General features: G+C 53.3%; 12 protein-coding genes and 1 tRNA gene. 1 reads left to right on the top strand and 12 read right to left on the bottom strand.

Annotation, left to right across the window (positions count from 1 at the left end; all coding sequences use genetic code 11):
• Together HAP95_RS09195 and HAP95_RS09190 are read right to left on the bottom strand one after the other, a co-directional pair.
• The coding region (locus HAP95_RS09195) for a hypothetical protein (RefSeq protein WP_215883944.1) at positions 1–1,625 on the bottom strand (1,625 nt) is incomplete at its 3' end.
• A 1,448-nt stretch (positions 1,626–3,073) separates the two neighbouring features.
• Positions 3,074–3,163, bottom strand: a tRNA-Ser gene (locus tag HAP95_RS09190).
• Positions 3,164–3,383: 220 nt separating this feature from the next.
• Here HAP95_RS09190 and HAP95_RS09185 point away from each other — a divergent pair.
• Positions 3,384–3,941, top strand: a complete 558-nt coding sequence (locus HAP95_RS09185) for an SCP2 sterol-binding domain-containing protein (protein ID WP_226832687.1) — start codon at positions 3,384–3,386, stop codon at positions 3,939–3,941.
• Positions 3,942–4,038: 97 nt separating this feature from the next.
• On the opposite strand, the gene gatB is transcribed toward HAP95_RS09185, so the two are convergent.
• From gatB to hpnK, 10 genes are all read right to left on the bottom strand, one after another.
• Positions 4,039–5,478, bottom strand: coding sequence for an Asp-tRNA(Asn)/Glu-tRNA(Gln) amidotransferase subunit GatB (gene gatB / locus HAP95_RS09180; RefSeq protein WP_264318836.1), 1,440 nt, complete (start codon positions 5,476–5,478; stop codon positions 4,039–4,041).
• The gene (gatA, locus tag HAP95_RS09175; protein ID WP_215883943.1) at positions 5,475–6,947 is read right to left on the bottom strand and encodes an Asp-tRNA(Asn)/Glu-tRNA(Gln) amidotransferase subunit GatA; all 1,473 of its coding nucleotides are present in this window, start codon (positions 6,945–6,947) and stop codon (positions 5,475–5,477) included. Before gatA ends, gatB begins: the two co-directional genes overlap by 4 nt.
• A 12-nt stretch (positions 6,948–6,959) precedes the next feature.
• Positions 6,960–7,247 (bottom strand): Asp-tRNA(Asn)/Glu-tRNA(Gln) amidotransferase subunit GatC, encoded by a 288-nt coding sequence (gene gatC, locus HAP95_RS09170; protein ID WP_215883942.1) that lies wholly within the window; start codon positions 7,245–7,247, stop codon positions 6,960–6,962.
• Between the two features lies 1 nt (position 7,248).
• Positions 7,249–8,052 (bottom strand): MlaA family lipoprotein, encoded by an 804-nt coding sequence (locus HAP95_RS09165; protein ID WP_215883941.1) that lies wholly within the window; start codon positions 8,050–8,052, stop codon positions 7,249–7,251.
• Positions 8,052–8,705 (bottom strand): HpnM family protein, encoded by a 654-nt coding sequence (locus HAP95_RS09160; RefSeq protein ID WP_215883940.1) that lies wholly within the window; start codon positions 8,703–8,705, stop codon positions 8,052–8,054. Before HAP95_RS09160 ends, HAP95_RS09165 begins: the two co-directional genes overlap by 1 nt.
• A gap of 40 nt (positions 8,706–8,745) precedes the next feature.
• Positions 8,746–9,849: an adenosyl-hopene transferase HpnH gene (hpnH, locus tag HAP95_RS09155; RefSeq protein WP_215883939.1), complete on the bottom strand. Its 1,104-nt coding sequence runs from the start codon at positions 9,847–9,849 to the stop codon at positions 8,746–8,748.
• Positions 9,850–9,956: 107 nt separating this feature from the next.
• Positions 9,957–10,799, bottom strand: a complete 843-nt coding sequence (locus HAP95_RS09150; protein WP_215883938.1) for a ferritin-like domain-containing protein — start codon at positions 10,797–10,799, stop codon at positions 9,957–9,959.
• Positions 10,796–11,809: a lysylphosphatidylglycerol synthase domain-containing protein gene (locus HAP95_RS09145; RefSeq protein WP_215883937.1), complete on the bottom strand. Its 1,014-nt coding sequence runs from the start codon at positions 11,807–11,809 to the stop codon at positions 10,796–10,798. The genes HAP95_RS09150 and HAP95_RS09145 overlap by 4 nt, the downstream gene beginning before the upstream one ends.
• 3 nt (positions 11,810–11,812) lie before the next feature.
• Positions 11,813–14,518, bottom strand: a complete 2,706-nt coding sequence (locus tag HAP95_RS09140) for an MMPL family transporter (protein ID WP_215883936.1) — start codon at positions 14,516–14,518, stop codon at positions 11,813–11,815.
• Positions 14,499–15,281: hopanoid biosynthesis-associated protein HpnK (gene hpnK / locus HAP95_RS09135; protein ID WP_215883935.1), on the bottom strand; the 783-nt coding region annotated here is incomplete at its 5' end. The genes HAP95_RS09140 and hpnK, both read right to left, overlap by 20 nt.

The raw sequence follows: 15,281 nt of genomic DNA, 5'->3' as shown, positions 1-15,281 counted from the left end.
CGTAGCCCGCCTTTTTTTTCGGGCTCCGCCACTGCCGCGAGATCATTCAGTCGCTCTCGCAACTCACGGGTCAAGGCCGCATAAATCCCCTCTCCCATAGGGATGAAACGACTATTGCCCTGTGCCGCCGCCATGAGCGTTTTGAGATCCAGCACCAGTCCCTCATCCAGCGTAACCGTACCCTTTACCGAAAACCAGTCCTGACTGCTCCCCACCGCCACCTTGAGATGGGGCACATCGATCGTTTGCACGCGAACCGGTTTCCCCCGAGGCCAATCGATGGCGGTGATTGCCTCCAGGTGTGGTAAACGCTCGACCAGATTCAGCGCTTCTTCGGGGTCGTCCACCACCCACTCACAAACGATATCTGCGCGTCCTGGTGGTGGTAGGAAAGGCAGGGCATCCAACACCGCGTTGAGATGATCTTTTTCTGATCCGAGTTGGCGGCGGGTACCCACTGTCTCACCCTTCATCGCCGCCATCACCTGTTGGTGTCCATGTCCGGGCATGAAGCGAGGACCTTCCGAGCCCAAAGGCGCCACCACCAGACGCAGCATCAACCCGTCACCGACTGGAGAGAGTTCTGCGCGCAGTTGCGACTCGGCGGGGATCTCCCGCGCCGCTTGGGCATGGTCTGACTGGACCTGAAAGTGGCTGACCAATACCTGGAGAGTCTGTTGCAGCTCGGGTTGCGCATCTGCCGGCAGGATGAGCCGGTCGGCAATTAACTGCGCGGCCCGGCGCTGGGCGGGTGTCAGCCGGATCACCCGGAGCCGTTGTGGTGAATCGCGCAATACCGTAATCAGGCGCAAGGCATCCCACTCACGTTTTTCGTCGCTGCTGAGCCCGTACCCATGGGCGGCCTCATTGCCGTCCATCTGCAGCATGGGCTCTACCCGCATCACATAGCCATCGCCTTCCCTGGACACGGTGATTTCCGGGGTGCCTTCCACCACGTCTACCAGAATGTCGGGGTTCTCCTGGAGAATAACCCCCGGGTGGCCAATGAGGGCAATGAGGGCTGCAGCACGATCCAACCAAAAAGACCGGGCGAAGTGAGGGTTCTTGCGGATGGCACGGATCACTTGTGCATCCTGGGGCGCCAATCGTTCATTACCCGCGATTTTCGCCAGGGAAATGGCTTTGGGTTTGCCCCAGCCGCGTTGGCCTCGTTTCTGTTCCAGAGGCTCGATGGTCTCGACGGTACCGTGTGGCCCCAAGTGAACGGACCAGAGCAGGCGGGTTTCATGGGCATCCGGCGCCCGCGCGATATCGGTGGCCAAGGATTGCAGGGAAGTCAGCAGATTTCGCCAGGACTCCTGTCCTCCGGCTACGAAAAAAGGAATGCCTGGATCCTCGTTGCGGAAAGCCTTCTCTGCCGCCGCAAATTGCGCATCGAGCCAGGTAAAACCGCAGTCCTGAAAAGCCTTACGGGCATTGGTCACCGCTGTGGCGTGATCGGAATCGGGTGTGAAATGTGCCGTGGGAGCGCGCAATTCCGGGCGCAGCCAAGCGCGCAGAATAGCGCGCTCGAAGTGCACCCAGGGGTGCCGGATTCTGGCAAAGGCCTGAAACGCGTCGGGCTCCAGGGTCGCGTCTCCCAGTCGCACATTGACGGCATGCACCCAGATTCCCCAGAAGTCATGGGCCGATGGCGTGCGCGATCCGGCCTCGCCCAGGCAGAATTTGCGGGCGAGATCCAGGTCAGGCTGTAGGGTAAAAGTCGCGTACGTATGCCCATGGCTTTGCGCAGTATTTTGAAAGCCGCTTCCATTTCGGCCTGCGCCGGGGCCCATTGGCCCTGCTGTATGCGTATCCCCGCTCGCAGCACATCGGCCGCAGCATCTTTTTCTATTGGCTTGAGCACATCTACCATTTGCCTGATTTCGCCGCGATGGAGCAGCACTTCGCCCAATTGCAATCGTAGTGGTCCTGGGATGGACTCTCGCCCGGTCTTTACCTGTTCCATGGTCCAGTGAAAGAAAAGCAAGTATTCTCGATCTACGCGTTGACACAGATTACCCAAGGCGTTCGTAGCCATTCGCCAGCGCCACTCCGGAGTGACCCGGTCCATCAGTACGGGATCAAAGGCCTCCATGCACGCCGCATAAAAAATGGTGCCCCAGTCATTGCGCCTGGAAATCTCTTTCTGCATGGCCTCCAGATCGCTGAACGGTGCCCCGGAAAAGACCGCCAGACGCAGGATAGCGATGGCGTCTGCCTCCTCCCAAAATGACCAGCCGTAATGGCTGTGACTTGGGTCACAGTTCGCACTGCGATGGAGGGTGCTGCGCAACTCGGCAATTGGATGCTGCGCCAAAAGTTCCTGATAGGCCTGACCGCGAATCTTGTCATGCAGCTGGGCATAGCTTGGCGCCGAGAATGATCCACGAGTAGGTCTGCGCGTCGGAGCTGCTCCCACGCACCCTTGACGGCGACCTGCGTAAAGGCTTTGCCGGCGTGATTTTTTAAGCCCCAACTCTGGATCAGTTCGTAAACGGTGGTTCGGGGGCGCCAGGTCCAGAGCAGTGCCATGGCATCTACTACAGTTCGTGTATCGGCATCAAGAGAACGGAGATCTTTCGGGATCAAGGCCAACGGTAGGGCATCCTTGGCAATCAATATGGTCGAAGCATACCAGAATCTGCTGTAGATGGCTGAGGCATTTATGATGTCATCATGGGAAACAGTGCCGGAGAACAGCGTTTTTCCTATGACTTGCGAGAGGTTGGAAGCTTTTATCAAGACTAAAAAACTCATGGCCTACTGGCGGGAAGTGCTTCCTCGGAGTTGTTATCTTGAAATAGTTTACGAAGAATTTGGTTACTGATGCCGAACAGCAGGTTCATCGCCTGTTGGATTCCCTGGAACTTCCTTGGGAGCCTGTCTGCATGAACTTTCACGAAATCCAGCGTGCAATAAAAAAGGCCAGTCTTGCTAATAATTCCATGGTTCGTTATCGCAACCGAAGTGATCATATGAAAAAGAATTTTCACAGGTTAAGATCACAGGTAAGATAAATTAACTTTAAAAAAATTATTTTTTTATAAATCAATTTATTACATTACATTTTTGGCGGAGGCGGTGAGATTCGAACTCACGAGGGGCGCAAACCCCTGCCGGTTTTCAAGACCGGTGCATTCAACCGCTCTGCCACACCTCCGTGCTGGTGGAGTTTAACCAAAGCCCGGGCAAATGTGAATGCCAGCCAACTTTAAGTCGTACAAAAACATACTCCTTCCACACACCAGAAACTCACTATCTGCTTATTTTCTAATTGTTTATCGCCAAATTAAAAATACCTTGGTTTCCGCAAGACCAAACCCGGTCTATACTCAGGAGATGCTCAATGGGAGCATTCCATACACATGGCGGAGGAGAGAATGATGTTTAAAAAAATGATGATGGCGACGGTTTTAGGATTGGGTCTCGCCGGTTCTACGATGGCAATTGCAGCAGATACAAGCACTTCCACAACAGAGAATGGCGCCACAACAGCAGCATCCACAACCCCCGCTTTCATGTCTCCGGCCTGGGCCAAGGAGCTTTGCACAGCATGGAACAATAACCCGACGCTGACCGAAAAACTCGCGGGGTCGTGGATCAAAAATAATGGTGGCAAGGGCTACAAGCTCATGGAGGTCTCTGACTCCAGCATGAAAACCACGCCGCCTATTCAGCTCGAAATTGCCGCTAAAGACGGTAAGGCCGAATGCACCTACGGTGGCGCAATTAAGGTAGCAGACTTGAATTACAGCTATGACTACAAAATGTGGGCAACAACCCATGACTGGCATCACATGGGCTCACCCGCAATGGCCATGATGTTTGGACGCCTTAACTTCAAGGGTCCGAAAATGGAAGCCATGGAAAACATGGGCCCGTTCTCCGAGTTTCTGAAACTGATTAAGGAAGTACCCGCAACTGTTCCGGCTTCCTGAACACACGCAGTAAAATTGTCATACAAAAAAGGGTGCCATCTGCTGGCACCCTTTTAAATGACCGAGTATTACCCCGTAGCACCGCTACTTCAAAATTTCATTCCGGCTTCTGGAGTCGTTCCAGCAACAAGGTATTCACCTGATCAGGATTGGCTTTACCCTGACTGGCTTTCATCACCTGCCCGACAAAAAAGCCCAGAAGTTTGTCCTTACCCGCCCGGAAACCCGCAACCTGTTGGGGATTGGCCGCAATAATTTCATCTACCATAGCGGCAATGGCTGACGCATCAGTAATCTGACGCAGGCCACGACTATCAATAATGGCATCAATTTCACCACCCTGGTGAAAAATTTCTTCAAATATTTCCTTGGCAATTTTCCCGGAAATAGTTTTATCTTCAATACGCTGCACCAACAGGCGTAATTTTTCGGCAGACACCGGGCAATCCTGAATTTCAATACCCGCTTTGTTCAAAGCCCCGAGCAAATCACCCATGACCCAGTTGGCCACCAGCTTACCTTCCACTCCATCCGCCACACTTTCGTAGTAGTCAGCAAGATCGCGCCCAGCGGTCAACACAGCGGCATCATAGGCTGAGAGCTGATACGCCTGCATGAAGCGTTCGCGCTTGGCATCCGGGAGTTCAGGCAGGCTCTGACGGACTTTTTCGATGCGAGCCTCATCCAGAACCAGAGGCAACAAGTCAGGATCCGGAAAATAACGATAATCGTTGGCCTCTTCCTTGCTGCGCATAGAGCGGGTTTCATCCCGGTTGGCATCATACAGGCGCGTTTCCTGAACAATACTGCCACCACTCTCCAGAATATCCTTCTGACGCAGGATTTCATATTCAATGGCTTTTTCCAGAAACCGGAAAGAATTCAAATTCTTGATTTCCGCACGCGTACCAAAAGGGGCCCCAGGACGACGCAGGGAAACGTTGGCATCACAACGGAACGAACCTTCCTGCATATTTCCGTCACAAATTTCCAGATAGCGCACCAGCGCATGCAGTTTCTTCAGGTAAGCCACCGCTTCCGCAGACGAACGCATATCCGGTTCGGAAACAATTTCCAGCAGTGGCGTCCCGGCACGATTCAAATCAATACCTGTCTGCCCAACAAAAGCCTCATGCAAGGATTTACCCGCGTCTTCCTCCAGATGTGCACGAGTGACGCCGATGATTTTCTCAGAACCATCCGCCATCTGTACCGTCAACTGCCCCTTGCCGACAACCGGCAACTCGTACTGACTGATCTGATAACCCTTGGGCAAATCCGGATAAAAGTAATTTTTCCGTGCAAACACACTATGCCGATTCAGTTCGGCACCAATCGCCAGGCTCAAAGCAATGGCTTTATCGACAGCTGCGCCATTCAAAACCGGCAATGCTCCCGGCATGGCCAGACAAACCGGACAGGTATGACTATTGGGTTCTGCACCAAAAGTAGTCGGACAGCCGCAGAATATTTTGGTGGCCGTGTTGAGTTGAGCATGAACCTCCAGACCGATAACCACTTCCCAGTCCATACTCATGCCTCCCCCGCCTTCAAGTTTGGCCGTGCCAGATGCCAGTCGGTTTCCTGTTGATATCGATGCGCCACATTTAACAATAAGTCGTCTGCAAAATAATCTCCCATTAACTGCATGCCAATGGGCAAGCCGGATTGAGTGAATCCACAGGGCAGGCTGAGGGCCGGAATTCCCGCCAGATTCACCGCAATGGTGTAAATATCGGCCAGATACATGGAAACCGGATCAGCGTTTTTGGCACCCAGTGCAAAGGCAGGTCCTGGAGTCGTAGGGCCGACAATGACATCCACCTCGGCAAAAGCGCGGCGGAAATCTTCGCGAATCAGACTACGCACCTGCTGGGCCTTGAGATAGTAGGCATCGTAATAGCCCGCAGAAAGGACATAAGTACCGACCAGAATACGGCGCCGCACTTCCGCACCAAAGCCTTCATAACGGCTCTGCTGATACAAGTCATCCAGGTTTTCTACTGCGCTGCTGCGATGGGTATAGCGCACCCCGTCAAAACGCGACAGGTTGCTGGAAGCCTCAGCCGGTGCCAGAACGTAATAGGTGCTGACCGCATGGGGATTATTGGGCAAGCGAATCGACTGAATGGATGCGCCTTGTTTAGCTAACTGATCTATCCCGACCTGCACGGCGGCAGCCACTTCCGGATCCAGTCCCTCGCCAAAAAACTCTTCGGGAACGCCCACTCGCAAACCCTGTAGAGGACGATCCAGACCACGCAGAAAATCACTGGCAGCGGCTGGATGACTGGTGGAATCGCGAGGATCATGAGCCGCCATGGCATTCAGCAGCAAAGCACAATCTTCGGCAGAACGGGCCATCGGTCCAGCCTGATCGAGACTTGAAGCGAAGGCAATCATGCCATAACGGGAAACCCGTCCGTAGGTGGGTTTAATTCCGGTAATACCGCAAAGTGCTGCTGGTTGGCGAATGGAGCCACCGGTATCTGTGCCCGTAGCCACCGGCACCAAACCCGCAGCCACCGCCGCTGCCGAACCACCAGAAGAACCTCCGGGTACCATTTCCGTATTCCAGGGATTGCGGACAGGTCCAAAATAGCTGGTCTCATTGGAAGAGCCCATGGCAAATTCATCCATATTGAGCTTACCCAGCATCACCATGCCTTCTGCGGCCAGACGCTCCACGACGGTGGCACTATAAGGAGCGACAAAGTTTTTCAGCATTTTCGACCCACAGGTGGTCGGTAAATCGGCCGTACAAAAAATATCCTTATGGGCCATGGGCAAACCCAGCAGTGTTCCGCTTTCGCCTTTTGCCAAACGGTCATCGGCCCGGGCGGCAGATTCCAGGGCAGCAGCCTCGGTCACCGTTACAAAAGCGTTCAGTTCCGGGTTTAAGGTGTGGATACGCTTGAGCAGGGTTTGCGTCAGCTCTTGTGCAGAGAAATCCCGTTTTTGCAGACCCTCGCGGAGTTGCCGCAGGGAAAAATCGTGGAGGTCCAAATGCTGCTCCTGTTATTCGATAACTTTGGGGACGAGAAAAAGCCCGTGCTCGGCGGCCGGAGCATTGGCCATCAGGCGTTGGCGTTCATCTTGATTGGAAACCTGATCTGGGCGCAGTGGCTGTTCCAGATCCAGAGGATGGGCCATGGGTAAAACCCCCTCTGTAGGTATGGCACTCAACTCCTCAACAAGTGACATGATTTTTTCCAGTTGACTGGCCACTGCCGGTACTTCTTCCTGGGGTAGGGCCAGACGGGCCAGATGAGCCGTGCGGCGCACTGCATCCTGATCAAAAGCCATATTAATGCTTTCCTTTCGTGTTGGCGCTGGATTCATTTCCGGCTGGGGTCGTTCCAGCAGGCGGAGGTAAAGACAAACCTTCAAGCAACTGGCTTTTACTGACTACCCCGCCATTGATCAAATATTGTTCATGCTGTTCCCAGGCATTACGCATAAACTGATAAGGATCCACAGCCTCCTGAACCATGCGGATTTTCGGACCATCCACATAGCCCGTATTAATCACACCCATACCACTCAAGGCATATTGGGCGGGGGTACTGGTGATATAATAAGCGGGGCCGGTAAAGATGACCATGGCGAGTCCCGGCAAACTCCGCAACGAACTGGGTCCATAAAAGGGTAACACCAGATAAGGTCCCTGTGGTACTCCCCAGACCCCGAGAGTCACCCCCAGGCTATTGTCGTGCATGGGTAAATCCAGCTTGTCTGCCACATCAATCAAACCACCCACACCGAATATGGAGTTGACCAGAAAACGGCTCATATCCTCCATACCCTGCTGTACCCGACCTTGCAGAAAATCGTTAATAAAAATGTAAGGCATGCCCACGTTGGAAAACACGTTACTGACGCCCTCCCGGACAAAGCCCGGAGTCACCGCCCTGTAACCCGTAGACACGGGCTCAAGCACATAATCATAAAGTCCCATATTCACGTGGAACATGGCATGATTCAACGTTTGCAAAGGAGGCCGACTGGTCCCCGATGCGTCGGACCCGGGACCATCCACCGTAGCACAACCTGATAGCACCAGCACGGAACTGGTAAAAATACCACCGAGCAGCCAACGCCAACGAGCCATCAACGTGTCTCACTCGCGTACTGAGCGATTTGCGCTTTTAAGTGCGCAATCAGCGCCGGGAACCCCTTACTTTTTATGGTTTCGTTGTATTCAGAACGTTTCAGGGACAAATCACTGACCCCGTCTGCAACCACATTCACAATACGCCACTGGCCATCCTGTTGCTGAAGCAGATAATCAAAACGATGGACTTTACCATTGTGCATGGTCAGCGTGCTGAATACACCCTCAGTTCCGGGCTGCATGGTTTCACTGTTGACGACCGCAAAATGTTCGCCTTCATAATTATCAAAACGGGCCGCATAAGTGGCTGCAGTATAGTCCGCCAACACACCTACAAATTCTTTTTGTTGCGCGGGTGTCAGTTTAGACCAGTGGCTGCCCAGGGTCAGACTGGCAATCCGGTCAAAATCATAGACTTTCCGGACCACAGGAGACACAACGGCATAACGGCCCTGATAACCCATTTTGCTGCCACCCTGCATGGCTTTCAATAAGGCTGCATCGAGCGTATCAATAGTGGCTTTTGGTGTCAGCACCTTGGCTTGCGCGGCCACCGAGGCCGGTGCGGCGACAGCTGCTGAGGCTGAAATCATTGGCGACATGGACAAAGCCACTACCGCCGCAAGCAGCACGGCATTTCTCAAAAGCATAAAACCTCCCTGTTAGCCTGTTTGGACGATCAAGCGTTTATTAACGTTCAACCCGCAAAGGGAAAACCGGATGGTCGGAACCCTGTGAAGGGGGAATGGTTGGCATATCCGGGGCCATAGGGCCTTCTGTACGCGGCCCACGCAAGGCTACTTTAAGGGCCCGCAAGGGGTGCGCAAACGTGTCATTGACCGCTGTTGGTTCAAAACCGGAATGGACCTGACACTGATCGCACTTGCGGTTAACCCCGACGCCGTACTGATCCCAGGGTGTCGTTTCCATCATTTCCTGATAGGTCTGCGCGTAACCTTCACTCACCAACAGGTAGCAAGGCTTCTGCCAGCCAAAAATATTGCGGGTGGGGTTTCCCCAAGGCGTACATTGGTAATTCTGGTTGCCCGCCAAAAAGTCCAGAAACAGACTGGACTGATTGAACGTCCATTTCGCCTTGCGTTCCTTACCAATACGGAAAATATCCCTGAACAACTGCCGGGATGCGCGCCTTTGAATAAACACTTCCTGCTGGGGGGCCCGCTCATAGTTGAAGCCGGGAGAGATAGTCACACCCTCTACACCCAAGGCCTTGCAATCATCCAGGAAATTGGCTACTTCTTCCGCCCCTTCACCCTGAAAGAGGGTACAGTTCACGGTTACCCGGAAGCCTTTTTCAACTGCCTCCCGAATAGCCACTGCCGCCCGCTGGTAGGTCCCCGGTTGACAGACAGAATCATCATGGCGGTGTTCATTACCGTCCAGATGGACAGAGAATGTCAGATAAGGAGAAGGCGTATAATCATCCATACGCTTTTTCAACAGGAGCGCATTGGTGCACAGGTAAACAAAGCGTTTGCGTTCCACCAAACCCTTAACCACTTCCGGCATGTCCTTGTGAATCAGTGGCTCCCCGCCGGCAATGGAAATAATAGGCGCGCCACATTCTTCCGCTGCGCCAATACATTCTTCCACCGACAGGCGTTTATCCAGAACATCATCGGGGTAATCGATTTTCCCGCAACCCGCGCAGGCCAGATTACAACGAAACAACGGCTCCAACATCAGGACCAAAGGATAACGCTTACGCCCCCGCAATTTTTGCGAAACAATATAGCGACCTACCTTATAGCTCTGAATTAAAGGAACACCCATAATATCAATACCCCCACCTGATGGCTGTAAAGCCCGTGAACAAATAACAACATTATTGACTTAAGTATAACATACCAAAGCGTATGCGGGACAAGCACACCGAAAAATTAGGCGGCTTTACCTCGGGAAAGAAAGAAAAACAGTATATTGGCAATACGTGGTGCCAATTTCGGACGCAGCAAACGGGCATCATAAGCAGCAAAACGTCTCTCGTTTTCGGCCCGACATAATGCGAGCAACTGTGTCAGGTTAATGTCGCTACTCACCTGTTCATGACCGGTCATGGTAAAATTTTCATCCTGATGGTCATTCAGGCCCCTTGCCGTTTGAATCCGCGCCCAGGCCTGCATGCTGATGACCTGGATACGCTGATACTCCAGAACAATTTTTTTCCAGAAAGGCAGGCGCCGACGGTGCCACTTTAACCAGTTGATAAAAAAAATGATGTGTCGCGCTTCTTCCTGCATGACCGGCTCAAATATCTTGACCAGCTCAGGCGGGAAAAACCCCGAGTTTTTGGCTGCAGCAAACAGTCCAAAAGCAAAATAGGAGTCCAGACATTCGCCATACCCCGTAAATAGAAACTCCCAGTAAGGATCCCGCAAGGGCGGCGGCGGCGGAGATGGCGGTATCTGAATATTATAATGTTTCACCAACGCCTGCAGTAATTCCGAATGTCTTTGTTCTTCCTGACCATCCAGGGCCACAGCAGCACGCACCACGGGATCAGTTTCCCGTGCCGCCATACTCTGGACCATCCGTGCGGTGACACTCTCCGTCGCTACCGCTTCACCCCAGAAAGGCAAGGATTTGACCCGTTGCTCCGTGGCAGCATCCAGTTCCGGCCAAGGCATATTGGCAGGATCAAAATGCACATGGGTATCGTGCATGAACTGGCAAAACAAATCACGATGCTGCTCAGAACCCAGCTCTATGGCCATTGCCGTCATAAAATCCCCTCTTTCCCGGTTGCAACCTGTAACCACCTTCGACGCATATAATGACTTTCTGATGCAGCCCATGACAAGAGGACCGGAACGCCGAGAAAAAGTTCGCGCAGACGCCGGGCCAAAGCATAAGCCAGAGCCAGATCTGGACCGATACCGACAGCCGCTCCAAACAGCATAAAACCGCCCTCCTGAATACCAATACCTGCCGGCACCACGAATGCCACACTTCGCAAAGCTTGCCCCAGACTTTCGAGGAGCAAAGCCGCCCAGAAAGGGACCGGGTGGTGCAGCAGCCAAAAAGTAAAAACGACCTCAAGAGTGCCCGCAAAAAGCCCGGCTAATTGCCAAAAATTGGCCACCAACAAAGCGCGCCCCTTGTCGTAAAAACTCCGGATTTCCGCATCCAGTAGATGCGGATCGCCAATAATCCCCAAAAGATCATAACCGCCAAGCATTCGCTTGCTGATATTCTGAACCAGCGAGAACAAGCCTTTATGTTTTTGCAGCCAGAAAAAAATGACCAGCACCGGGATCGACAGGACAAGGAACCCCAGAACTTCTAAAACCAGGAGGTGATTGCTGATCGCGAACAGCAACACCACAATTCCCAGTAAAGCAAACAAAAACTGACTCACCAGAGTCAAAGTGATTTCGACCATGACACTGGCACCGGCCACATAGGGCGAGACCCCGTATTGACTGAGCATTCGGATTCCCAGCAGTTCACCACCTATCCGTGCCACCGGCAATAAACCATTCACCGATTCGCGAATCAGGGCGAGCCACAACAAAAACCCAAAGGGGGCACGCGTCTTGCCACGTAACAGCCACTTCCAGCTCAAGGTATCCAGAGCCAGCGGCAGCAAATGAAAAGGCAACAACCAGAGCAGTCCCCAGCCCGCCACGGCGAGCAGTGCCATAATTTCGGCAAAACCGGCATGCAGCACCAAGTAAACACCCAGGACCATACCCAGCAGTCCAGTGAGCAAAATGAATATTTTCTGTTTCAAGGTTTAGCTGCCTTCATCCTGTTCTATACCCTCTTCGCGAGGAGAGGGCGTAAACAGCAGCATCAGGGTCGGCAAAATAATCAATATACACAAAAGCACAATAGCCAGCGCCAGACTGAGTGCCTCGCCAAGACTCGACATGCCCGGATCACGGGATACGGCCATACTACCAAAAGCACTGAGGGTGGTCAGACCACTGAAAAACACGGCCATCGGCGTTGAAGTTCCCAATAGATGGGCGACATCCACGCCATTGCGCCAGCGCACCACAATATAGATGGCGAATGCCACACCCAGCCCAATCAGGAGCGGCAGAACAATAATATTGCCCAAATTGAAACTCAAGCCCAGCAGACTCATGGCGGCGACCGTAAACAGTGCCGCCAGCAGCAAAGGAATCATGATCAGCAGCACATCCCGATAACGGCGCAAGGCTAAAAGCAACAACAGACTGATACTTGCCAGCGCAATGTAGGTAGCCTCCTGAAAGGCACCAAGAACGGCCTCTCCACCCTGTACCAGCATCACCGGGGTTCCAACCGCCCCAGGCTCGACCTTGAGCACGCTCTGCACAAACTGATACATGGCCTGGTTACTACTCAGATTGGCCTTGGGAAAAATTTCTACACGCGCCTGACCCGCCGCACCCACATAGCGATCCTTGAGCGCTGCTGGCAGGGTTTGCAAATTGACCGGTCCGGCTGACAAAGCCATGCCCAGCTGTTTCAGTTCCCCTGGCAGGGTACCCATCACACTGTTCTGCAAAGCATTCATGGCGGCAGGCTGTTTTCCCTGCTCTTGCAAAAATGTCTGAAGATGATCGGCCAACTGCCCAGTTATTTTGCCATCCGCAGACGTCTGACCATCCTTGACGGCTAGTGCGCGCAGATCCTTGACCAATTTATCCAGCTTCTTACGCGTATCCGCAGCAGGTGGCGTCAATGCTGTCGGCATCATCAGTGAAAAGGGTGGCACCAGAATCTGCAGATTCTGCAAAATAGCCAGTTTTTTGGATTGCTCCTTGGGAATATAACTTTCCACAGTCAATGCGCGTGCCACCGTCGGTAACTGCTCGACGCGCCGGGCCACGGCCTGAGCAGCGGCAATATTGGGCGTGAGTACTTCCATCCGGTACGGAGCAGTATCGGGGTTGGCCAACAGCTTTTCAAAAACTTTCACGCCCTCGGCGTGACTATCAATCATGTGTAGTGGATTAAAGTCAAAAGTTGTCCGCAAAGCCAGGGGAATGGCCGCAATGGTGAGTATGGTCACCAAGCCCAATATCCAGTAGGCATAGCGATGGATTGGATGTTTTGCCAGGGTGGGCACCATCGTAAAATGCGGATAATTAATGACCCGATGTTGCCCGTTTACGGCAATGGGCCACAAGGTCAAATAAGCAGGCAAAAAAGTCAGAGTCAACAGCAGCGCAATGAGCATGCTGGTCCCGGAAATCAGCCCAAGATCCACAATTCCGGCATAACTGGTAGGCACAAAGGCGTAAAAACTCAGTGCCGCAGCCACTGCGGCCAAACCTAGCGCCGTTCCCATACCCTGGGTCACCCGATGCATCGCTACCCGATGTACCGCACCGTTGAACAATTCTTCGCGATAGCGCAGACAGAATTGAATGCCGAAATCCACACCCAGACCAATGAACAAAATAGCAAAAGCCACAGATATGAGATTAAAGGGGCCAACGAAAAACAAGGCCCAGGCCGTCGTCAGAATAATGCCCGATATGAGCCCGATCACCACACCACTCACCAATTTCACCGAGCGCAGGGCAATGCTGAGTAGAATAATTTCCAGCCCCAGAGTCAGCGCCAAGGATTCACCAGCACCATGACTGACGGTCTGGAGTTGCTCCGCATCCAGCACGGCCCCTCCGGTCACCCCGACATTGACGCCGTGGGCGGTATTTAACTGCAAACTCTGCAAACCGGCTTGCAAGGTCCGGATGGCAGCCTCGGCAGGCTGTAAGGAATGATAATTCATGGCCGGCTGAATAATGACGAAGCGCTGGGCAGGACCCAGCTTGGCCAGGTCCCCGCCCATCATTTCACTCCAGGAAAGCTGGTACGGCTTACCATCCAGTCGCGCTTCCACTGCTTCATTCAACGCCGAGAATATGGCCGTCATGCCCGGCAACTGTACGCCATTACTCAGTCTTTGACTGATGGCCATGCTCAACAAATCACTTAAACCACCAAGACTGGGATCAGCAGACAAGCGGGCAATCAGGGGCTGGGCATTGGTAATGCGATCGGCAAAATCCTTTACTTTTTCCGGAGACAAATAGAGCAGACCATTCCGCTCAAAAAAACTGCCTCCACCCGGCACATACACACTGTGAAACATTTTCGGACGAGCGCGCAGCCAGGTCTCCAGACGGGTAACTGCTGCATCGCTACTCTGAGGATTTTTCCCCTGCAGTACCACTACAATAGTATGTTGGTCCTGGGAAAATACCTGGTGGTAAGCCAGCTCACGTTTCTGAAAGGGCAGATCGCGAGACAAGGCATGGCTGGTATTGGTATCTACTGCAAAGTGTGTAACCGCATAAAACAGGGCCAGCAAGGTACCAATCAGCACCAATCCCATCACCCAAAGAGCCCGTCGCACCGAAAAATCGACCACCTGCACAAAAAAAAGCGCAATGGATTTTCCGATGCTTTCCAGGAATCGTTCAGCCGCCGGTGAAATCACTGAATCTACCTCTCACAATCTGGTGATCACGCAAATACTCCCCAACCCTGGGACTCAGCAGGGCGGCATATTCTGCCTGGGGCTCATAATCGGGCATGAGTGTTCGCAGTAAAGGGCTCTGGGTGGTGGCCGGATGAAAATAAATTTCCACCAAAGCCTTCTCTGGCAGACAGTTCAGCAGACCCAGCAGGCGCGACTCGGTCATATGTCCGGTGGCATCCAGGCCGCAAAGCAAATCATTATAAAGCAGCCCACGCTTATCCAGTTGTCGGCGCATTCTCGCCAACCAAGGGCGCAAAAAAAAAGCCCAGAAGGCAGGTGCGAAGCCACGCGCACCACCACATCGCGCCACCGCCAGTGACTCCCAGGGGAGACGTACTGCCCGCAATCCAAATGCTTCCCCAGTATCCAGCATCAGACTTAACACCGTAGGATGCAAATGCAGATGTTTGTGAGCGTTGGCATGATCGAGCACCAGACCGGCGTCTGCAAAGGCGGCAAACTGTGCATGAATTTCTGCCGCCAACTGCCGGCGCACCTTGGGCAGAAAAAAATAACGCACGCCGCGCAACCATAAATCCGCTGCAAAACGACCCTGAACGTCCACCAGATCAGGCACCTGTTCCGCCGGCAACAACGGCGCTCCATCCACCAGAGTCAGGTGCAAACCGACACCCAGTCCAGGCAAGCTTTTCGCCCGGCGTATGGCATCAGCCGCCGCAGGGGCACCCACCATAAGACTGGCGGTGGTCAGCACGCCCTT

Source organism: Acidithiobacillus sulfurivorans, assembly GCF_018853815.1.
Classification (GTDB): domain Bacteria; phylum Pseudomonadota; class Gammaproteobacteria; order Acidithiobacillales; family Acidithiobacillaceae; genus Acidithiobacillus; species Acidithiobacillus sulfurivorans.
The sequence above is the reverse complement of the archived record's forward strand: the minus strand, read 5'-3'. Positions and strand labels throughout refer to the sequence as shown.